The organism is Halioglobus sp. D3-4, assembly GCF_055809315.1.
Window position 1 is genome coordinate 4,815,576 of record NZ_CM147907.1, and the last position, 21,449, is coordinate 4,837,024.

Below are 21,449 nucleotides of genomic sequence, written 5' to 3' on the forward strand. Positions count from 1 at the left end.
TGGCGCGCAGCAGCAGGGTGTGCCGGATAATGAACAGAATGGACGAAGCCATTTTTTCGATTCAAATCGACACCGGTGAAATCCTCGATTGCAATGACGCCGCTGTTGATCTGCTCATCACACCTGCTACTGAGATAGTGGGTGAAACCTGGAGTCACGTCATTCCCTGTGACACAGATTCTGCCAGTGCCCTTGAACACGCGCTGCAAGCGGGACGAAGCGTCCTGTTACCACCACTAATACTGGCGCGTCCGCCACAGCCTGAAATCCTTGTCGGCGGTCTGTGCCTGCCGGCTGGGCAGGAGCAACAGGGCGGTGCAGCCAGGCTGATGTTGTGGCGCTTACACGATGGTGATCACGCGGGCATGCCAGAGGTGTTGGCCAGCTCCGATACCCTGGCGGTGCTGGGCGTAGATCAACTGCGCTATGACGCGCAGTGGGGCGCCAGTGAAACATCCGGCCTGATGGCTGACATTCGCACCAGCCTGCTGGAGATTGTTCGCAACGGCGATTCGGTGGGTCCTCCGGTAGGCAGTTCGATTCTGATTACCCTACGCGATGTGGATATCGAAGGCGCCCGTGATATTTGTCGCGCGATTTTGTCGCATGTGCATCGCCAACACACCGCGCCGGAGACCCTGACCGCCGATGCTCGTATCTGCGTTGGTTTGGCACACCATAGAGCGGGGACCAGTGCGTTGGCTACGCTGCTGGCAGCCAACAATGCGCTGATGCTGGCCCGGTCTATCGGCGCCCGGGAACCCGTTCGAGCCGCCAGCGCGGATGATTACAAACGGGTTGTCGGGATAGCCGTAAACCACGCGGGAATATTCAGTGAACCTTCCGCTGCACCTTCCCCTGCCAGCACGCAAAACGCTGCGAAAGATAGTGTGGAGCCCTCCTCGCCTCCGAGAAAAATAGTGCCTCCAATAGCGCCGATTGAAAAGGACATTGAAGGCTATGTGGTCGATAACATGGAAGGCGCTGTGGATCAGGCCATCTTTCTCGCGCATCTCGATATTCCGGTGGCGATTATCGGCCCTGCTGGCACCGGGAAAATGTATGTTGCCAGAATTATCCACGAGCAATCCGACAGTTCCAGCGACATGCTGGTGCCGATCGATTGCCGGGAGTTTCGCAGCCGCTCGGTGGCGCACAAGCGTATCGCGCGTGAGTTGGCGCAGGGAGAGGGCAAGACACTGGTTTTCAAATCACCCCATTTGATGCACGCTGAAGTGCAACTAAAGCTGGCAAAACAGATCAGTTCCCGCACCCTCGCCGACGTCACCCCACCGCAGTATCTGCCCAGGCTTAAACTGATTGCTCTTTTCCCGGAGAAGCTGGAGGTTCTGATCCGGCGCGGCCAACTGGTCGTATCGCTGGCCAGCGCGTTTGCCGGTTACCCCATCCATGTGCCTCCCATTAAGGACAGAAAACAGGCCGTCTTGCGCTGGGCACACAAGATACTCGGTCAGGAGGGCGTATCCCGCGACCGGGTTATGAAAGGTTTTACGCCAGATGCAGAGCAGGCGATGCTGCTTTACGACTGGCCGGGCAACATCAGTGAAATGCGCCAGTGTATTCACGATGCGCTGGAAAAAACGGAAAAGGACTGGCTGACCCCGGTTGACCTCGGCCTGTTTACCGGAATAAAGCCTGACGGGGCACCCTACCAACCGGAGCCCAGACCTTTTCTGGCGGCAGTGGCCGCGGAAGAAAAGGAGGATGAGAATTACGTACCGTCCGTCCAGGAGTCGGTCAACGTCGTGCTGGGGGAGGCCGTGCACAGTCTACTGGAACTGAATGTGATCAAACCGTTGGGAACCTGGCTTGAGGATGAACTGGTACTGGCAGCATTGGACCGCTATCGCGGCGATCTACGACAGACTGCTGATTTCTTGCATACCAAGCCCAGAAATATCAGTCGCTGGCAACCGAAAATCGCCGCTCGTGAGAGTGAACGCAACGGTAGTGCGCTGTGGCAGAAACCCCGGCGGATACTGCGCGAGTGGGTTAGGGAGTCACCGCAATCAGATGAGTCGCCGCTGACGCGTATGGCAGACATATTGATGGCACATGTGAATGAGCAGGGTGGCGCACTGGGTTCTGCTGCGCGCGCGCGTATCATGGGTGTATCGACGCCAACCTACTTAAAGCGCTGCCGCGAGGCCGGGAATATTTGACAGGAGATCTCAGATGGCCGGGAATAATGTAAACAATCGTGAAAAAGGCCGGGATAGCGGCGCGGCGTCAAGCGGAGTGAAGACGGTGGAGGATTACGCGCGGGCATTCGAGGAGGGAATGGACAAGGACGTACCACCAAGCCTTGGTTTCTCTGCTCGTCTGAATATGTTGTGGGATCTCGCGGGGGCGGCACCGCCACAGACAGAGGGACGTGTAATCAGCTTGCTGGGCATAAACCGCGCCTGGCGTGAATCCGATGTGCGCAAGTGGTTGCAAAAAGATGTATTGCCACCGCGTATCGATTTGCACAACATGGTCAAATTCCTGGTTGCGCAGTTGGATCAAGGACAGGATGTGCGCCGTTGGGAGGCTTTTCTGATTTACGGCTCCCCTATCGTCTCGTCACCGGTCAATCAGACCCTGTACCGGGAGGATCAAACCCGGCGGGAAATAGCCTCTACCATTTTCGCCCAGATCACTGATGAGTATGGCATACCTCCCTCCGCCTATGAGGCCGACCAGGTTTTCCAACGCTGCCTTACCCTGATGCACAAATTCAACATCTACGAGTTGCGCGATTTTCAGGCTGGCCATCTGGAACCCTTCAAAAGCTATATGTTTCCCGGTGCCTGACAAGCCTTCGAATATCGGCCTTGTGCTGGCCGGTTTTGCGCGGGATGCCATTGTCATCGCGCTTTCTCAGGCGGGATACGAGGTCCATATTGCTGTCAGTCTGGACCGGGTGCGTGCCTTGATAGATCGCAATATGGTGGACGCGTGGATATTTGATGCACAATCCGACGCAGTGTTGGAACTGCTTCTGCAAACGGACTGCTTCCTACTTCCTGCGGATAATATTCCTGAGCGCGCTTCTTCCGCGACAATGTTGCCTTGGGTGGAAGCGCTGATGACACAGTTGGAACTGGCACTGTCGCGCCGCTCGGTTCCGCCGGATCGCAATGTGCAGGACCGTTGGGGAGACGTCCGCGGTGTCTGGTTGTTGGCGGGCTCCGCTGGCGCCACTGCGGCGGTGCAGGCGTTCCTGAACAGTTTTGCGCAGCCGCCGCCGGTGGCTTTTCTCTACGCCCAGCACCTGGATCCGGCAAAACAGCAGCTATTGCAGAGCTTTACGCCTCAAAATACGCAGTTCTCGCTGCGACTTGCCGAGGGAGTGCAGTCATTGCGGCCGGCCGAATTGCTGATGATCCCGCCCCGATCTAAGGTCGCGCTGGCAGAATTTGGCCAGCTGACGGTCACCCGAGAGGAATGGGGTGGCCAGCACACACCGGATATCAATGAATTGCTGGTGATTCTGAGTGCGGCGAAGTTGCCTTCACCCGGTGTCATCGTTTTCAGCGGTATGGGCAATGATGGCAGTGCTGCACTGTCTATCTTTGAGGCCGCCGGTGGACGTGTCTGGGCGCAGTCACCTGACAGTGCGATTTGCCCTGCGATGCCGCAGGCTGCAATCGGCAGCGGGCTGGTTCAAAAGAGCGCCGATCCCTCTGCGCTGGCCCGCGCTTTACGGGCCCTGTACCCAGAATAACAACAGTCTGGAGTCTGCTAGCAAAGCTCAAAGCGGAACTGCTTCACAGAACAGAAAAGTCCGCGCTGAAATCTCATTTTTATAATAAATCTAGTTAAAACAGATAGATACAACCCTCTCCGATAGAAAATCCGAATTTTTGCGGTACAGAACGTCTGATTTCTGGAGAAATCTCCAGTTTTCACTTGCTGGAAATGCGGGTCATGGAAATACTGTTGCTTCATAACCAAGCGGAATAACTATTCAGGATATGAGGGAAATCATGAGTAACGAAATAGAGCAGTTTGATATCAGTGGAGTAAAGATTGCCGTCATCGATGATGCGAAAACCATTCGTATGATGATGTCACACACTCTGCGCGGTATGGGCTGTGAAGTGGAGTGCGCCGAGGACGGCTATAAAGCCCTGGGGATGCTGCGCCGCTTCAAGCCCGATCTGATCTTTCTGGATATCACCATGCCGGAGTTAGATGGCTACCAGACCTGCACCCTGATTCGCAATGCCGAGGAAACACGGTACACACCCGTAGTGATGCTGTCTTCCTCCGACGGCATTTTTGACATAGCCAAGGGGCAGGCCCGCGGTGCAACGGCGCACGTCACCAAAATTCCGCCCGAGTCCGTGTTGCGTGAACTGATATACAACCACACGAACAGGAAGGTGGCAGCGTAACAATGGGTATCTCCGCTTTTCAGTCTCTGGAACTGCTGGAGCGCCTGCACGCCTACGACAATGTGCCGGCCCCCGAGGTAGCCGCACCGCCAGTGACTTGGGTGGGCAGTTCTTTGGGTATCGCCGGTGTTCCCCTGCTCATCGGTGCGGGTGAGATGGATGAGCTTATTGAAACGCCGTCTGTCACGACCATTCCGGGCACCAAGCCCTGGGTACTTGGCGTGGCGGCCTACAAAGGTGGATTACTGCCAATATACAGTGGCGACGTGCTGTTTCGTAAGCGTCCCTACATTGGCCGGGTACGCGATTACTGCATGGTAATTCGCCGACCCGGTATGCATTTCGGGCTCACTCTGAGCCATGTCCAGCGCGATCTTCGGTTCCCGATCGATGAGCGGATCATGGAGCATGAGGTCGATCCCGATTTCGCCGAATACACACTTGGCGGCTTTATGTACAAGGGTGAATTTCTGGCGGTTCTTGATATCGACAAATTGGTGGCAGATGAAGAATTGGCAAATGCCGCCGCGGGTAAGGCTTCTTCCACTAAGGGGAAAAGTAATGAATAAGTTATTGAAAGTTGGGGTTCCCAATCTGTGGCTGGCGGTGATGGCCCTGGGTGTTCTGGGTTGTATCGCAGGTGTTGTTTATGCGCTGTCCAAGGCGCAACTGGATGCTGGTACGCTGATGGCGCTGATCGGTGCGCCTGGTGTGTTGGCAGTGGCGCTGCTTGCATATCGCGGACAGCGGCGACGCATGGAGTACACCGAGGCAGGGGTGGCTGAGATCAACCGCGCGCTGGTCAAGATTGCCGAGGGTGATCTGACGGTTCAGGTGCCGGAAGACAATTCGGTCACTCGGGATATAGCTCGGGAAATCAATGCGTCCACCCAGCGTCAGCGCGAACTTATCCGTAATATCAAGACGCCCTTTAAGGTATCAACCGAGGGGATCACAAAGATTGGTGCAATAGCCGAAGGACAGGTTGAAAAAGGTCGTGAACTGACGCGTTCTGTCGTGGAGTCCACCACGGCAACCACGGAAATGGTGCGCACCAGTGAAGAGATCAAACAATCGACGGGCGAGGCTGCCAGAACCTCTGAGCGTAACCGTCAGCGGGTCGCCCAGGGTTATGAGTTGACCAAGGACATGTCCAAAGCCTCTGCCGATGTGCGCGAGTCCGTACAGGAAACCTCCAAATCGGCCAAGCGACAGGGTGAACTGATTCAGTCAGTAACCGCCGCTGCAGAATACATCCAGGCGCTTAATACCAAAATCTCGGTAGTTGCAATCAACACCCGAATCGAGGCAGAGAAAGCCGGGGAGCACGGACGGCCATTCCTCGGTATTGCCGAAGCGATTGGTGATCTGATGCGCGAGGCTGAGGAAGAGGGGCGCAAGATCATTTCTCAGGTTCGCATGCTGCAAAACCTATCCGCCGACAACCTGTCCAGTATGGAAAATACGGTGGGCACGGTGGTCACCATTCTGGAGTACATCGATCGGCTGGACAGCTCGCTGGAAGAAATCAATGCAGGTTCATCTGCGATAACCAAAATCATTACCTCAGTGGATGACGCAGCTGGTCAGTCGGCCACTACTGCGCGCCATATGAACAGCTCGATGGATGCTATACGCGAGCGTAATTTGGATATCAGCGAGTACAGTGAGTCCACTCTGGTAGGGGTGAGCAGTTTGACCGCCTCTATGCGCGAGGTAGCTGAGAGCCTCAGCCAGTTCAAGATTGAGGAGATCACGGAAGCGGAGCGCACGTTGGCTGCCATTGAAGACTTGAAGAACATTCAGGGTGCCAAGAAAGTGTACAGAGAAGAAGAAATGACCGCTCTTGAAACGGCCAAAGTCGAGCGAGTGTCTGTGTGAACACAGCTGCCGCCGCGCGCGTACAGGAGCTTCGCCACAGTGAGCTGGACCTGCTGATGCAGAAGCTGCACACGCACGCGGGTATCAGGATCGACAGCACTAACCGTGTCATCGCCGGGACGGTGCAGAGTCGTATGACCGCACTGGGGCTGGATGATGTGCAGGTGTATCTGGCGCTGTTCGATGACAGCATCAGCGCGCGCGCCGAATGGCTGGCACTGATTGACCTGCTCACGGTGAAGGAAACGCGCTTCTTCCGTCAGCCCGATGCCTACAAATGTCTGGCGAAGTATGTGGATGAACTGCTGGATACCGGCCCGGCGCCAAGTGAGCTGTCATTCTGGAGCGCCGGATGCTCGCATGGGCAAGAGCTGTATTCGATGGCGATGGTAGTTGAAAGTGCGGTGGCGCGTAGCAGACCCTGGCAGCAGTGGCACGGTATTGGTACGGATATCAGCTTCAATGCGATTCACCAGGCGCAGCAGGCGCGTTATCCCGGGGAGGCGATGAAGTTTATCCCACCCGAGTATCGCCAGCGTTTCATGCGCGAAGAGCAGGACGGGCAGTACGCAGTAGCAGATGCGATCAATGCCAGAACGCACTTTTTCCACAGCAACCTGTTACATGTTGACAGTGCGCCGTTCGCGGATTTCAGCATTATTTTTTGTCAGAACACATTGATCTATTTTGAGCGTGAGCGTCAGCGCTGGATCATTGATCAGTTGGTAAAACGGCTGCGGGGTGGCGGTTTGCTGATCCTTGGGGCTGGAGAGGATGTGTCCTGGTTAGGGCAGAACGTATGCCGCCTGCAGTGGCCGGGCGTATGCGCATATAGGAAAACTGGAGGTTGAGCGAGTGAAGATGAAACCGGATATCGTGTCCCTGAAGTGGGTGATCGGCCTGATCAATGAGCAGGCTGACGCCGCCGAGGCCGCCCTCGTGGAATATGGACAGGACCCCTCGCAGAAGCAGGCACTACTGCGGTGTATGTGGTCTGTACACCAGATCACGTCCACACTCAGGACGCTGGGCATGCGCAAGGCAGAAATGTTGACGTTGGAAATGGAGCGCAGCCTGAACTTTCTCTACAAGGATAAGGTGCTGGGTGAGCGACGTAAGCTGGCGATGGGCGGCCTGATGCAGGCGCTGAAAGTCATACCTGCCTATCTGGAACACACACAGGGTCAACGTGTTGACACCGGACGCGGTCTGGAGAAGTTTGTTAATGATCTGCGTCGCTGGGTAGGAGAACGGCCGCGTCCGGCTGCCTTCTTCTTCTATATGGAGATTGCAGCGGACGCCGGCATCACTGCTGACGGTGTTGTCGCCGCCGACGAAGAGATCAAGAGCCGCGCCAATGTCATGCTGGCACTTTATCTGGAGATGGCGAAGCAGGGGTTGCGTAAGCGCAAAGTCACGGAAAGCATGAAAACCGTAGCGCGAATTGCACGAAAAATGCAGCTCCTGTTCGCAGGCACTGAGCAGGAACGTTTCTGGTTCACAATGATCGGGCTGTGCGAAGGTATCGCCGGTGGTCTTATTGTGCCGGATGAGTGTATAGCGCAAATTTTCAAGTCGGGCGCTTTCGCGATCAAGTTCGCTCGGGAGAACGGTAGCAAGGTCGATGAGTCCATTGATTACGAAAGTTATCTGCAGCAGATGCTCTACTATATTGCATCCTGTCGCTCGCGCCCCGTGCATATCTGCGCTATTCGCGAAGCTTTCGGGATAACCGACAGCACCATCAGTGATGCATCCCAGGGGCTGGTGCACAGCGACGCCATCGTGATTACACTCAAGGGCGCGTTGCAGCATCTGGACGTTGCTGTGGATTACCTCTCTACCCATGATCTGGTGGCAGTCGCAAGAGCCAAACCCGAAGACCGGGATGGCAGTGTGATGAGCGCGATTGAAGCAGCAGAACAGCGTCTGATGGCAGCAGGACAGCTCCAGCATGCTGATTCCCTCAGAAAAGTACAGCAGCAGATAAGACCTTTTTTCAGTGAGCGCGGTGTAGATGATCTGAAGATGCTGGCCGACAGCGTTCGTTCAATCACATTGGGTATTACCGATGTCAAATCTGATATCGAACACAAGCTGCAGCACGGTCTGAACAGTTCCTATGCGGGCAAAGAATTTGAGTTGCGTGAAAGCGTGGCCACAGCAACCTTCCGCCAGATGGGCCTGGTAGAGAACTATCTACATCAGATACTGCGGCGCAAGGCGTTAAAAAGTGCGCTGGACAAAAAACCTCTGGATCGGGCGAGTGTGCTGCGACTGACGACAGCGCTGCATCGCCACCTGAACAAAACCGACAAAGGGCATGAGGAGCTACGCCAAGCGGTACTGGATGCAGACAATGGCGATCCTGATCTGGATCTGCTCTATGGGCTTTCGCTGGATTATCTCAGTCAGCTTGAGTCCATCCCCGATCGTAAGGCCATCGGCGACTCGCTGCAGTTGCTCGATGAAATTGCCGGTGCACTGCAATTCGCCGGGATGGTGCGAGAGGGCGCAGTGATTGAGCATTGCCACCGTTGGCTGAGCGCCGCAAGCGATGCCGGCAGTGTGCACGAGGATGATGCATTCCGCTGTTTCGCGGAAGCCTTTGCGCAGATCGAACTGCATTTGCAGCGTTCGATCATTGATCCTCTGGATGACACCTCGCACATACTTGCGCTCGCCGAGCAGCGCGCAGAAGAGTTGGGTGGCAAAATCGCCGGTCTCTCGCCCGGACGCAAGATCGCCGGGATGGTGAACCCGGAAAATGCGTTTGACGTCGGTGAAGAGTTGCTGGTGCAAGACGTCGAAATCCCAGCCGAGTTCCGCGATGTATTTATCGAGGAATCTGAGGAAATGGTCGCAGAGTTGGCAAGTTTGACGACGGATTGGCTGCAGGATCCGAACAATAAGGATGTGTTGCGGGATATTCGTAGATACTTCCATACCTTCAAGGGTAATGGCCGCGCTGTCGGTGCCAATATCCTGGGCGAATTGGGATGGGCCGTACAGGATATGCTGGATCGCTCGCTCGACGGTGAGCTGGTGCCGGACGCTCAGGTGCAGGCGCTGGTGCACGAAGTAGTCGAAGCGTTGCCCGCTCTGGTCCGCTCCTATACCAGCGATGCCGGGCCTGACGTAGGCCGCATTCGCAAGCTGACCAGCGCCTGCTTTTCGCTGGCGGCATCCAGCGATGAGGCCGCTGAAGGCAGTCAGCCCGAGATCACAGCTGTGGTCGGCGCAACGGGTGGATTGTCGGAAAATCTCACAGCCACAACCAATCTGACACATTAAGCCGGCAGCAGTAAATGTCGATAGACCGGACGGGGAGAGCAATTGTGCATACTGATAAGAACCTGAGCGAAACAAGCTTCGAGGTCGGTGCAGAAGAGGAGAGTGATCAGGAGAAGAGCCTGCGCTGGTTGCTGGATATGGATCTCTCTGAACCGGAGGAAAAGCTGTTTACCGTCGCTGGTGACGAGTATCTAGATACTGGCTTATCTGCCTATGAAGCCGAAGTAGCCGGTCGCCCTCTGGTTCGCGGCAATGCTGGCAGCGACGATTTGGCTAGCTATGTTGAAGAGGAGATCGTGGTTTCCTCCGCTGGCGCGGGATCAGATATATACAACCGCAGTGACGCAGCATCGTCAGTTGAGTCAACGCGAATGACGCGTGACGAGTTTATGGCGGTTGATTTTTCCCTCGGACGCACTGGTGAAGAGTCCCGGTTTGTCGGCCATGTGGAAGAGGGAACCGATATTCTTGGTCTCTCGGGTGATGATGATATCGGTGAGAAATTTGTGTCAATAAAGCGGGTGAAACCGGCAACGGATAACCACGCGATGCGTGACCAGGTCGCAGAGAAGGCCTCAGGGCCCATCGATACCGCGCCGATTCCACCTGAATCTGTTACGCCTATAGAGACCACCGCAGCGCAGGAAAACAGTTTAGCGCTGGAGCCACTCATTCCGGTGGAGCCAGTTGAGTCGGTCGAGCAATCTACCCTGGTCGAGCAGGCTAGTTTGATGGGGCAGGCAACTTTGGCGGAGCAAGCTTCTCTGATGGAGCAAGCGACTCCTAACGAGCAGCCCACTTCGATGGAGCAGTCCAATCCGGTAGAAACAGAATATCTGATGGAGCAGGCTACTCCGATGGAGCAGTCCATTTCGATGGAGCAGGCTACTCCGGTGGAGCAGTCTGCCCCGACAGATACAGAGTTTTTGGTGGAACAAGTTGTGGTGCCTGAATTCGCTGCGCCAGATCAGTCGTTTAATCAGGTAGAAAGCGCTCCAGCGACACCGAGTATCGTGCGTTCGGAAGCAAAAATGGAGCCGGCTGATGCTGCGCCGACGATGGACGGAGGCGACGATGACAACCGGGTAGAGCAGGCGGATTATTCAAGTGTCAGTGAGTACGTCGCGACCATCCCCGACTCAATGGATGATGATGAGTTTGACAACTACCTGCTCGCGGGTAATCACCTGCCTGAAGGCAACTCGAACCCCGAAGAACTGGTGGTTCAACGCGATGATGGCGCCGTTTCGGTCGATCCCTCGAGCGATGTGCAGATCGATTATCACGAGGATTTCCATGCATATGGTGATCGCGCGCAGGAGCCTCTTGCGGCGATGGAGTCTGTTGACCCGGTGCTGTCTGAATCGCCGCAGAATTCCGATGTCTATCAGGATGTGCCGCTTGCCGGCAGCGCGCCCGGCGAGGGTTTTGGGGAAGATATCTTTGCCGGCGATCTTACCGACGATTTTTCGGCGCTGTTGGCCGCTGATGGTGCTCTGGCTGCTGCTGATATCGACGCTGCCTTCTCCGACCTGTCACCGTTTCAGGATAATCGCGATGAGATTTGCGGTGTAGGGTTTGAAGACTTCACAACTGCTGCAGTTGGCGAGGTCAACACGGAACTGACGCCGGAGCTAATCGAGAGTGCGCCGGATGTTGCGAAGCCCGCGCCCGAGGTCTCTGCGGACTCTGATGCTATAAACGATGCGAGCGCAGAAGAGGAGATAGATGCCGCTGCGTTCGACGGGACTTGTCTGGACAGCTTTGTGCCAGATTACATCACGTTCAATTACTCCACCCAGAGCAATACCGAGATTTTCACTGACTTCCTCGATGCGTTTATAGAGGAGGGTACTGTCGAGGTGGAGCGCCTGGAAAATGAAGTGGGCGAGTGGGAGCGCAATATTGCCAGTGAATCGTTGTTTGCCAGCGTATCGCGCACCCTGCACACCCTCAAGGGTATTGCCAAAGGTGTGGGTCTACAGCGTCTGGGAACGCTGGTACACAACTTTGAAACGCTGCTGGAGAAAATGCCGCGGCCCAACAGCGGCGAGGAACAGAACTATTTCCGAATCGTAAATGCCTGGCTTGATGCGATCGTGCGCGGCGTTGAATTTGTCGTGGAGAAGCGCGCTGATGTGGCCAGTGAACTGCCGGTACCATTGGTGCAGCCAGTACCAGTATCAGCACTGGATGCTGACGCTGCGGGCTCAACCCGGGAAGAAGCACCCGGCACCCCGCAGGCCGAGGTCAAGCCGCCTGTCGATGAGACTCGCACAACGGCGTTCTCCGCACTTGAGAAAAAGCGTGACCAGCAATTGGCTGATGAGGGCGCCAAAGTGTTGGCTGCTCAGCAGTCGGTACGGATTACGTCCGAGAAGCTAGACCTTTTGCTTAACCTCACCAGCCAGGCACAGCAACTCGGGGTGCGCGCATCGCAGAACACCACACGCAGCAAGCGCTCGTCTGCGGAATTACAGGCGCGCCTGTCTTCCGTGCGAACCCATATCCGGAAGATTGCCGATCGCGCTCTGCTCGATGTCAACGCGCGTCCCGGAAGTTCATCACCGGATATGGACGCTCTGGAGATGGATCAGTACTCCGAACTGCAGGAGGCGGCCAGTATTCTGCGTGAGGGCGTTGAGGATCTCGCCGATCTGGTCGATGTGGTGAGTCGTCAGAACATGCAGATCGAAACGCTGCTGAAGCAGCAGACCTCGGTGATATCCAGTATCTCGTCTTCTATCCAGAGCGCCAGAGTGGTGCCTGTGTCGCGGCTGATGCCGGGCCTGCGCCGCATAGTACGTACGGTGAGTACTGATCTTGGCAAGATTGTCACGTTCAAGACGCTAAATGAAATTGGTGCGCTCGACAGGGATCACTACGCCCGACTGCAGGTGATACTGGAGCACATGGTACGCAACGCGCTCGACCACGGCATCGAAACACCCGACGAGCGGATGGCGATGGGCAAGCCAACAGGTGGTCGAATCACCATTGACGTGCGCAAATCGGGCGGTGATTACGTGGTACGTTTGGCCGACGATGGCCGCGGCATAGACCCTGATGCGATTCGCGAATCCGCCTATGAAAAAGGTCTGGATGTCGATGCCGATGCGCTCAGCGATGATGAGGCTATCCGCTTGATTTTCCACAAGGGGTTTTCCACAGCCAATACGCTCAGCGAAATTTCCGGTCGCGGTGTGGGTATGGATATTGTGTTGACCGAACTGCAGCAGATTGGTGGTGATGTCCAGATCCAATCTGCGGTGGGTCTCGGTACGGCATTTGAGATCCGCATTCCCAGTAATGTGTCGGTCAATGGTGCGCTGTTGGTTCGGTCGGCCGGGGAATCCTATGCGATACCACTTAATGGTCTGGTTTCGGTAGAGCAAGTGCCGGTCGATGATTTTTTTGCCGCCGTGGAGCAGCGCACAGAGCTGTCGGTGGCCGATATTCCATGTGAGGCGAATTACCTTGCAACGCTGTGCCAAGGCGTGGCGCTGCCCGATCGCAGTGTCTGGGGAGATAATGTGCCGGTGATTGTCGCGGGTACTGAGGATCGCTACATGGCCATCGCCATCGACAGTCTGGAAGAGGCTCTGGAGCTGGTGGTTCGATCACTTGGTTCCCAGTTCTCCACAGTACCTGGTGTCGCCGGTGCAGCCACAACAGCAGAAGGGGAGGCCATTATTGCGCTCGATCTTAACCTGCTGGTGAGTACCGCCGGTTCTGATGGGATTGCACCAGTGGCTGTGAGTCGGACGGAACCCACGACATTGTTGGCTCTGGTGGTCGATGACTCCAGGACGCAGCGCATGGTTGCGACCAGTCAGTTGGACACAGTCGGGGTGGAAACCGTCACCGCTGAAAATGGTCTGGTGGCGATAGACCTTCTCAATGCGACCCATCGCCTGCCCGATGTCGTACTGCTGGATGTCGAAATGCCGGTCAAGGATGGGATTCAGACATTACGCGAGATACGCAAGTCCCAGCGTTACGGCCACCTGCCGGTAATTATGGTGACATCCAGAACAGGTGCAAAACATCGGGCTCTGGCGGGGGATGCTGGTTGCAACGGCTACATGGGCAAGCCTTTCAATTTCCCGGAATTGATTCGCCGTATCAATGAGTTAACCGGACATGACTTAAGTCTCTCATAGGAGGTAGTGATGCAAGACAACGGCAATCTCTGGTGTGCGCTGATTCCGTGTTCCGACACTGAAACCTGGGCGGTTCCACAAAATTGCCTCGCTGAGATCGTGACGCTGCACACCGACGCAGAGCAGCCACCTGCGGAGTTGAGCTGGCGTGGGCGCAGCGTGCCTGTACTGGATATGGGTGCAGAAGATGGTTCGCTGTGGCTACAACCGAGCAGGGATGCGGGCCTGGTGGCAGTATTTCTCGGGCTGAAAGGTGAAGGTTGTGAGTACTGGGGGGTGGCTATTCGCGGCCAGGGGTTGAAAGTTGCATCGCTGGTGCCTGAGGAAATGGAGGAGGTGACCGAGGATGTGAAGGAATATGCCTCGGCCGCTTTTATGTTCAATGGTGTGCTGTGCCAGGTTCCTGACCTGGACAGCTTTCAGAAGAAAGTCGCCGTCAAACAGATGGTTGCCTGAGCTAGGTTGGAGACAGAAGCATTGCATTTAGATGAGATAGTAGATTGGATCGATTCGGCGTTTGGCGTGGAGTCGCCCGGCTGTGCGAGTGGTGAGGTAGAGGCGTTGAACAGGATTCTGGGGTCCACCGGCTTCAAGCGTTATATGAAGGATCAAGTCAATCGGCAGATTATTCGTGATTATCTGACCAATGCCGTGGTGCTAGGTGAAATCACCGCCGGCGGTTTGGCGGCATTTGCCCCCCAGATGGTGTCGGAGGAGAGCCGCGCCACGCTGGCTTTGTTCATGCTGATGAGCTCGGTTGAGGAGGCCAAAGATCTGCCCATGGCCAGTGGCGACGCGGGAACACTGACACCGCTGGAGCCTCAACCGAAGCCCCGGCCAAATATCAAACTGGTGACCAGTTAGTGTGCTAGATGGGGTGTGCTTGCAGTCCATTATTACGCTGGTAATCCGGAATTTATTCCATCGATAATGCCACTACTTTATAAAAATATGGCATTAATAGAGAAAAAATAGGCAAAAACCTCATTTAATAATAAAAATATGACCTATAAATAGCCTTTTATTAAAATAGCAAAAAAATATGGCCGCTGCCTGTTGTGGTCGAACCCCCCTCGAATTATAACTTCCCTGTCGCCGCGAATTGCGCAGCGACCTGGCGGGACAGCGGGGCATGGTCGAGGCAGATCACTCGCTCCAGAAGTGGACGCCAGAATAATCAAAACAGTGATCAGTGGGGTATGCAGCAATGTTGACAATAACTCCTACCGCGGTGCTGGATACAGTTCCAGAAGATGGGCCGGAAGTGTTCGCAGTCATTGGCGGCAAAAAAGTCTTTCTGCCTGCCGAAGCCAGATATGTGATGCAGGACATGCGCGGACTCTGGTATTACAGCTCGCGCAAGCCACGTCCCAAAGAAGGGGACTGGACTCCCAACAAGACCAGTATTGCCTGTCGCACTGAGCGGGGTTACGTGCGCGCCTTGAAGACGGAAACGGTTCAGCAATGGCTGGATACCTGTCAGCGAACTGTACGCATGGTGCGATCCGGTAGCGGCGGTGAGCGACGTCCTTCCGAAGATTGATGTGAAGTAACCGGCCCCGGCGTCCCTGTCGGGCCTGTCATGCATTAGTTTGTTAGACTGGAAGACTTGTCCAGCTGACCGGCGCCTTCATGACACAACACTCCGACAACGTAGTGCCCACCTCGCAGAGCGAGACTGCCCGCCTGATGCGTATGGCGACTTACGCATCGATCAGTGTGGCCGTTATCCTGATGTTGGCGAAAGCTGTCGCCTGGATGATTACCGACTCTGTTGTGCTGCTTGCTACGCTGATCGACTCCACTCTCGACGGGCTGGCTTCTTTGATAAACCTGATTGCGGTGCACCATGCTGTAATGCCCGCAGACAAGGAACACCGGTTTGGACACGGCAAGGCCGAGCCGCTGGCGGGGTTGGCCCAGTCCGCCTTTATTGCGGGATCTGCAGGGTTTTTGTTGCTGGAATCAGGCCGGCGCCTGCTCAACCCTGTGCCACTGGAGTCCTATGGTCCTGGCTTGATCATTATGGTCTTTTCCATCGCCCTGACGCTGGCGCTGTTGCTCTTTCAGCGTTATGTGATTCGCAGGACCAACTCCACTGCGATAAAGGCAGATGCGTTGCATTACAGAACGGATTTTATGGTTAACGGCTCGGTTATTGTGGCGCTGTTGCTGGCAGTTGAAGGCTGGCACGGGTTCGATGCGCTGTTTGCGATTGGTATCGCTGTGTATATTTTGTACAGCAGCTGGGAAATTGTGCGGCGGTCACTGGATGATCTCATGGACCGTGAGCTGCCGCAGGAGGAGCGCGAAGAAATCACACGTATCGCCACCTCGCATGAGGGCGTGCGGGGTCTGCACGACCTGCGGTCGCGCCGATCAGGCATTTCCACCTTTATTCAATTGCATCTTGAGGTTGAGGACAAGCTGTCCCTGCTTCAGGCCCACCGCATCTCCGACGAGGTAGAGGGGGAGTTGCAGAAAGCCTACCCTACTGCGGAAATTATTATTCACGTCGATCCGGAGTCAATGGTGCCGCATGAGCATGGGCCGGACCTTCTCAGAGGCTAACATCCGCCTCACTTCCCCATAGTGCCCGCTTCGGGCGAGGTCGGGCCGCAATCTTCATCGCAGGCAGCAGCGCACCGTGTCGCAGATTGTTGCGTACTTGCAAAGCGGCATGTTCAGTAAATATTCCATACCAACAGCGGCGGGAAATTTCATATAGTTGAAGCAAGGCATGCCTATGGAGGGGCATCCCGCAATGGTCCGTTGTCTATAATAAGTGGAGAAAAACCATGTCACACAATATTTCACGCAAAACACTGTCACTTGCCGTGATGCTGGCATCCGGCCTGGCATCCAGCAACTCGCTCGCACAGTTGGAAGAAGTCATCGTCACCGCACAGAAACGTGCGGAATCACTGCAGGACACGCCGATCGCGATCAGCGCCTACAACAGTGAAAATATCGAGGCGATGGGGCTGATTGATGCCAAGGATATCGGTGCGGCATCGCCCTATCTGCAAATGCCGGCCTACCCTAATGCGACCAACAACCTTGCGTTGTTTATCCGCGGTATTGGCAACGCGGACTCTATTGTTCTGACCAAGGACCCCACTGTCGGTCTGTATTATGACGGGGTGTATGCAGCGCGCTCTACCGGCCTGCTGTCTGACCTGTCCGAGTTGGAGCGGGTAGAGATTTTGCGAGGTCCGCAAGGCACGCTGTACGGCCGGAATACCATGGCCGGTGCGGTCAATTTTATCAACGCCAAACCCACCGGCGAGCTGGGGTTCAAGCAGACCCTGAGTGTGGGGAACTACGATAGCTGGCGTTCTGTAAGCCATTTGAACTTACCGGAGGTGTCCGGATTTATGGCCAAGCTGACCGCGGCATTCTCTGATCGTGACGGCTGGGTACAAAACGAGGGCGCAAATGAGGTGCCTGGGTACGATTACACCGATTATTACAAGAAAGAAACAGAGGGCTACCGCGCCGCACTGCGGTTTGACGGCATCGATAGGTTGTTGGTGGATTACAGTTATGATTATTCCGATGTAACGTCCTCGCCACCCTATTTTCAGTACAGCGGGCCCACCGGTGGAACCACGCTGGCCGGTGTTCCCATCACCGACAGTTTTTCAGACCGGCTGAAGAATACGCGTTCACCGACGGGCGGTGCCCGCACGGCCTATTACCTGCCGGATTCGAAAACTGAGGTCAACGGGCATAACCTGACTATCAGTTATGAGATCAACGATAACCTGACGCTGAAGTCGATTACCGGGTATCGGGATTTTGATGATGAGATATCGCAAAACTTCGCCCAGGCTTTTGGTGGTGCGGGATCGCTGGAGGTATACACCAAGACACAGCAGGACCAATGGTCGCAGGAATTGCAGCTGCTGGGGAGTGCCGAGCGCCTGGAGTATGTCGGCGGTCTCTACTATTTCAACGAGAATGGTGATCAGAAGGAGCGGCAGTATCTCGACCGCGCCGCCGTGGATCAAATGGGTATATACGCGTTCGATTTTATCACCATGATGCCCTGTTCAGACGGTACCAAGCCGGGGCCGATCTGTACGGATTTTGCCAATGCAATTCCCTACTATCTCGGCGAGTACAAGGTAAGCACTGACGTTGAATCCTGGGCGGCGTTTGGCCAGGCGACCTACACACCGAATATCCTCGACGACAAGCTGGATCTGACACTGGGGCTGCGCTACACCGATGATCAGCGCGAGGCCAGCCGTACCAACGATGGCTGGTACGCAAACTCCTTTGCACCCGGTCGAACAGACTCCAGCAAGGACAGGTTCGACTACACCGCCATTGCGGATTACAACTGGACCGACGAATTCTCGACGTATGCCAAGGTGTCTACCGGCTTTCGCTCAGGCGGTTCGAGTCGAAATGGTGTGGATTTCAACAAACCGTTTGACAGTGAGGACCTGACCTCCGGTGAGTTGGGCTGGAAATCAGAGTTGCTGGACCAGCGGGTGCGATTCAATGGTGCGGCCTACTATATGCGCATCAACGATATCATTCTGGACTACCTGCCAGACCCCGTGGACAATCCGCAATTGGTGGAGTCCTTCAACTCCGGCGATGCGGATGTATACGGTTTGGAAATCGATCTGCAGGCTGCTGTAACCGATCAGTTTCTGGTGGGATTCAGTTACTCCTATCTAGACTATGATTTCAGCAATGTCGACTTCCCCGATGGCACCGACCATACCGATACGACGGAACTGGTATGGGCACCGAAAAACGCCTACGCCATTACCGCCGACTACGACCTGCCTGTGAGTGTCGGCTTGGTTCGTTTTCATCTCGACTATTCGTGGCAGGACGATCAGTTTGCGCTGGCCAATACCGAGTTCGGCAAAGTTGAGGTGGAAAGCTACGGCTTATTGAATGCGCGTATCAGTCTTGCCGATGTGGACATGGGGGGGCACAACTGGCAGTTCGCCGTGTGGGGTAAGAATATTACCGACGAGGATACCGCCAACTACCTGATCGGTGCGACAGCCACAACCTATCTCGCCCCGGCGATGTGGGGCGGCGAGGTCATATTCGAGTTTTGACCCCGGCACTATCTCGCGTTACGCGAGTTCTGGAAGAAGGGGCTGCTATGGGCAGCCCCTTTTTTTGGGTGGCGGCGCGACGCCCTGCCGTGCCGAAGATACTTGAACGCACTTAAAACATACTGTATGTTCAAACCCGGTTTTCAGGGGTGGCCCCGTGCGTACGTGTCCTCCCGTGGTGTCTATACTTAAGCAGTATTCTTCCGGCGGTTTTATAGCCGCTCGGCAGTCATCCAACTGATATAAGAGGTAAGCCCGTGAGCGACCTAGAACAATTCCGTCAGGAAACCAGAGCCTGGCTGGAAGAAAATTGTCCCGAGTCCATGAGAGTGCCGGCGAAAGGGTTTGAAGACCTTTACAACGGCGGCCGCAATCCCGAAATCAGCCACCCTGATCAAAAGGTCTGGTGTGACCGCATGGCTGAACGGGGCTGGACAGTTCCGCACTGGCCAAAAGCTTATGGTGGCGGTGGCCTGGATAATGAGGAGGTAAAGATACTTTCTCAGGAAATGTCCAGAATTGGTGCGAGAAGGGCGCTGGACAGTTTTGGCATCTCAATGCTGGGTCCGGCACTGTTGCATTTTGGGAACGAGGAGCAGAAGCTCGAGCATTTGCCAAAAATAGCGCGCGGCGAAATTCGTTGGTGCCAGGGCTACTCAGAGCCCAATGCTGGTTCCGACCTTGCGAGCCTCGCGACCAAGGCGGAGGACAAGGGCGATCACTACCTGATCAACGGGCAGAAAATCTGGACTTCCTATGCGGATAAATCCGACTGGATTTTTTGCCTGGTGCGCACCGACAACTCCGGCAGCAAGCATGAGGGTATCAGTTTCGTGCTCTTCGATATGGATCAGCCCGGGGTCACCGCGCGTCCGATCAAGCTCATCAGCGGTAGCTCACCATTTTGTGAAACCTTTTTCGACGATGCCAGGGCCGACAAGAAAAACCTCGTCGGCGAAGAGGGCAATGGCTGGACCATTGCCAAATATCTGCTGACACATGAGCGTGAGATGATCTCAGGTTTCGGTGCGGCACCGAAAAAATCCGTGGCGCAGGTGGCCATGGAGACTATCGGTGCCGATGCCTCCGGGCGCCTGGCAAACTCGGCACTGCGCCAGAGCATTGCGCAATACCAGCTCGATACGCTGGTTTTTGGCGCGACAATGGCGCGCGTGGGAGATGAAGCCAAAGCGGGGCAGGGGTTGGGAGCGGCATCTTCTATCTTCAAATACTACGGCACAGAGCTGAACAAGCGGCGCAATGAGCTTAACCTGGCGGTGAGCGGTGAACAGGCGCTGGGCTGGGAGGGCGAGGTGTACAACAATGGCACTCTCAGTCGCGACTGGCTGCGCTCCAAAGGTAACTCCATAGAAGGCGGTACCTCCGAGGTACAGCTGAACATTATTGCCAAGCGCGTGCTTGGACTTCCTGACGCGTAGCGCCGAATCTGACGAAGGATAACGAACCATGGCATTGGTATTGAACGAAGAGCAGGTAATGCTCAAAGAATCCGCTGCGGGATTTTTGGCGGAGAAAGCGTCTGTCGCAGATTTGAGAGCGCTGCGCGACAGCAACAGTGAACGCGGTTTCAGCGATGATGTGTGGCGCGAGATGTCCGAAATGGGCTGGGCGGGTATAGCGATTCCTGAGGCTTTTGGGGGTTTGGGTTACGGCTATACCGGACTCGGTTTGGTGCTGGAGCAGGCCGGTCGCAATCTCAGTGCGAGTCCGCTGCAATCCACCGTGCTGGTGGCTGCTTCGGTGATCGGTGAACTGGGCAATGCGCAGCAGAAGGAAGCCTTGCTCGCCGCAATCGCCGGCGGCGGCAAGCTGGTGAGCCTGGCTTTGCAGGAGAGCGCGCACCATACGCCGCTGCGCACGGCACTGCGTGCTGAGTTGCAGGGCGATGAGTATCTGCTTAATGGTGCGAAAGTCCTGGTGCTGGACGCGGCTGCCGCAGAGCTCTTTATTGTTATCGCCCGAACCGGTGGTGAACCCGGTGAGGAGCACGGTTTAAGCGCATTCCTGGTAGATTATGATACGGTGGGCCTGACTATCGAGCGGCGCAGCATGGTGGATTCACGCAGCGCAGGCGCTCTTGTATTGAAAGACGTTCGGGTACCCGTCGGCAATCTGCTGGGTGAGGTGGGGTTGGCTTGGCCGGGGTTGTCGCGCGCGCTGGATATTGCCAATATCGGCCTTGCGTCGGAGCTGCTCGGGTTGTCCACCGAGGCGTTTGAGCGCACCAATGCCTACCTGAAGGAACGCAAACAATTCGCCCGGGTAATCGGCTCCTTCCAGGGCTTGCAGCATCGTGCAGCGGAGATGTTTGCGGAGCTGGAACTGGCGCGTTCAATCGTATTGCAGGCACTGCATGCGATTGATAATGGCGAGCAGGATTTGGCGCTACAGGCCAGCGCTGCCAAGGCCAAGTTGTGTGAGGTAGCGCAGCGTGTGACCAACGAAGCCATTCAGATGCACGGTGGTATCGGTATGACCGATGAACACGAGATCGGTTTTTTCATCAAGCGTGCCCGTATGGCCCAACACCTGTTTGGCGATTACAATTATCACCTCGATCGGTTTGCCCAACTAAGCGGCTTTTGACAAGCCTGCTA

General features: G+C 55.7%; 16 protein-coding genes. All 16 read left to right on the forward strand.

Annotated elements, in window-relative coordinates:
• The first annotated feature begins 29 nt into the window (after window positions 1-29).
• The 16 genes from AC0L6S_RS21260 to AC0L6S_RS21335 all read left to right on the forward strand — a co-directional run bounded on the left by AC0L6S_RS21260 (window position 30) and on the right by AC0L6S_RS21335 (window position 21,438).
• A complete protein-coding gene (locus AC0L6S_RS21260; protein WP_473426111.1) occupies window positions 30-2,183 on the forward strand; it encodes an AAA-type ATPase lid domain-containing protein in 2,154 nt (717 codons plus the stop codon).
• A gap of 13 nt (window positions 2,184-2,196) precedes the next feature.
• Window positions 2,197-2,817, forward strand: coding sequence for a hypothetical protein (locus tag AC0L6S_RS21265; protein WP_473426112.1), 621 nt, complete (start codon window positions 2,197-2,199; stop codon window positions 2,815-2,817).
• Window positions 2,810-3,730, forward strand: coding sequence for a chemotaxis protein CheB (locus AC0L6S_RS21270; RefSeq protein ID WP_473426113.1), 921 nt, complete (start codon window positions 2,810-2,812; stop codon window positions 3,728-3,730). Before AC0L6S_RS21265 ends, AC0L6S_RS21270 begins: the two co-directional genes overlap by 8 nt.
• Window positions 3,731-3,992: 262 nt before the next feature.
• Window positions 3,993-4,403: a response regulator gene (locus AC0L6S_RS21275; protein ID WP_473426114.1), complete on the forward strand. Its 411-nt coding sequence runs from the start codon at window positions 3,993-3,995 to the stop codon at window positions 4,401-4,403.
• Between the two features lie 2 nt (window positions 4,404-4,405).
• Window positions 4,406-4,972, forward strand: coding sequence for a chemotaxis protein CheW (locus tag AC0L6S_RS21280; RefSeq protein WP_473426115.1), 567 nt, complete (start codon window positions 4,406-4,408; stop codon window positions 4,970-4,972).
• The gene (locus AC0L6S_RS21285; protein ID WP_473426116.1) at window positions 4,965-6,284 is read left to right on the forward strand and encodes a methyl-accepting chemotaxis protein; all 1,320 of its coding nucleotides are present in this window, start codon (window positions 4,965-4,967) and stop codon (window positions 6,282-6,284) included. The genes AC0L6S_RS21280 and AC0L6S_RS21285 overlap by 8 nt, the downstream gene beginning before the upstream one ends.
• A complete protein-coding gene (locus tag AC0L6S_RS21290) occupies window positions 6,281-7,135 on the forward strand; it encodes a CheR family methyltransferase (protein ID WP_473426117.1) in 855 nt (284 codons plus the stop codon). The genes AC0L6S_RS21285 and AC0L6S_RS21290 overlap by 4 nt, the downstream gene beginning before the upstream one ends.
• A 10-nt stretch (window positions 7,136-7,145) precedes the next feature.
• Window positions 7,146-9,578 carry a FimL-related protein gene (locus AC0L6S_RS21295; protein ID WP_473428668.1) on the forward strand — a complete coding sequence of 811 codons (2,433 nt, stop codon included), beginning with the start codon at window positions 7,146-7,148 and terminating at the stop codon, window positions 9,576-9,578.
• 44 nt (window positions 9,579-9,622) lie between these two features.
• Window positions 9,623-13,741, forward strand: coding sequence for a hybrid sensor histidine kinase/response regulator (locus AC0L6S_RS21300; protein WP_473426118.1), 4,119 nt, complete (start codon window positions 9,623-9,625; stop codon window positions 13,739-13,741).
• Window positions 13,742-13,750: 9 nt separating this feature from the next.
• The gene (locus tag AC0L6S_RS21305; RefSeq protein ID WP_473426119.1) at window positions 13,751-14,197 is read left to right on the forward strand and encodes a hypothetical protein; all 447 of its coding nucleotides are present in this window, start codon (window positions 13,751-13,753) and stop codon (window positions 14,195-14,197) included.
• Window positions 14,198-14,218: 21 nt separating this feature from the next.
• Window positions 14,219-14,605: a hypothetical protein gene (locus AC0L6S_RS21310; protein WP_473426120.1), complete on the forward strand. Its 387-nt coding sequence runs from the start codon at window positions 14,219-14,221 to the stop codon at window positions 14,603-14,605.
• Window positions 14,606-14,948: 343 nt separating this feature from the next.
• A complete protein-coding gene (locus tag AC0L6S_RS21315; RefSeq protein WP_473426121.1) occupies window positions 14,949-15,284 on the forward strand; it encodes a hypothetical protein in 336 nt (111 codons plus the stop codon).
• Window positions 15,285-15,373: 89 nt separating this feature from the next.
• A complete protein-coding gene (locus AC0L6S_RS21320; RefSeq protein WP_473426122.1) occupies window positions 15,374-16,312 on the forward strand; it encodes a cation diffusion facilitator family transporter in 939 nt (312 codons plus the stop codon).
• Window positions 16,313-16,539: 227 nt separating this feature from the next.
• The gene (locus AC0L6S_RS21325) at window positions 16,540-18,831 is read left to right on the forward strand and encodes a TonB-dependent receptor (RefSeq protein WP_473426123.1); all 2,292 of its coding nucleotides are present in this window, start codon (window positions 16,540-16,542) and stop codon (window positions 18,829-18,831) included.
• A 257-nt stretch (window positions 18,832-19,088) separates the two neighbouring features.
• Window positions 19,089-20,270 carry an acyl-CoA dehydrogenase family protein gene (locus tag AC0L6S_RS21330; RefSeq protein WP_473426124.1) on the forward strand — a complete coding sequence of 394 codons (1,182 nt, stop codon included), beginning with the start codon at window positions 19,089-19,091 and terminating at the stop codon, window positions 20,268-20,270.
• Window positions 20,271-20,298: 28 nt separating this feature from the next.
• A complete protein-coding gene (locus AC0L6S_RS21335) occupies window positions 20,299-21,438 on the forward strand; it encodes an acyl-CoA dehydrogenase family protein (protein ID WP_473426125.1) in 1,140 nt (379 codons plus the stop codon).
• The last annotated feature ends 11 nt before the right edge of the window (window positions 21,439-21,449 follow it).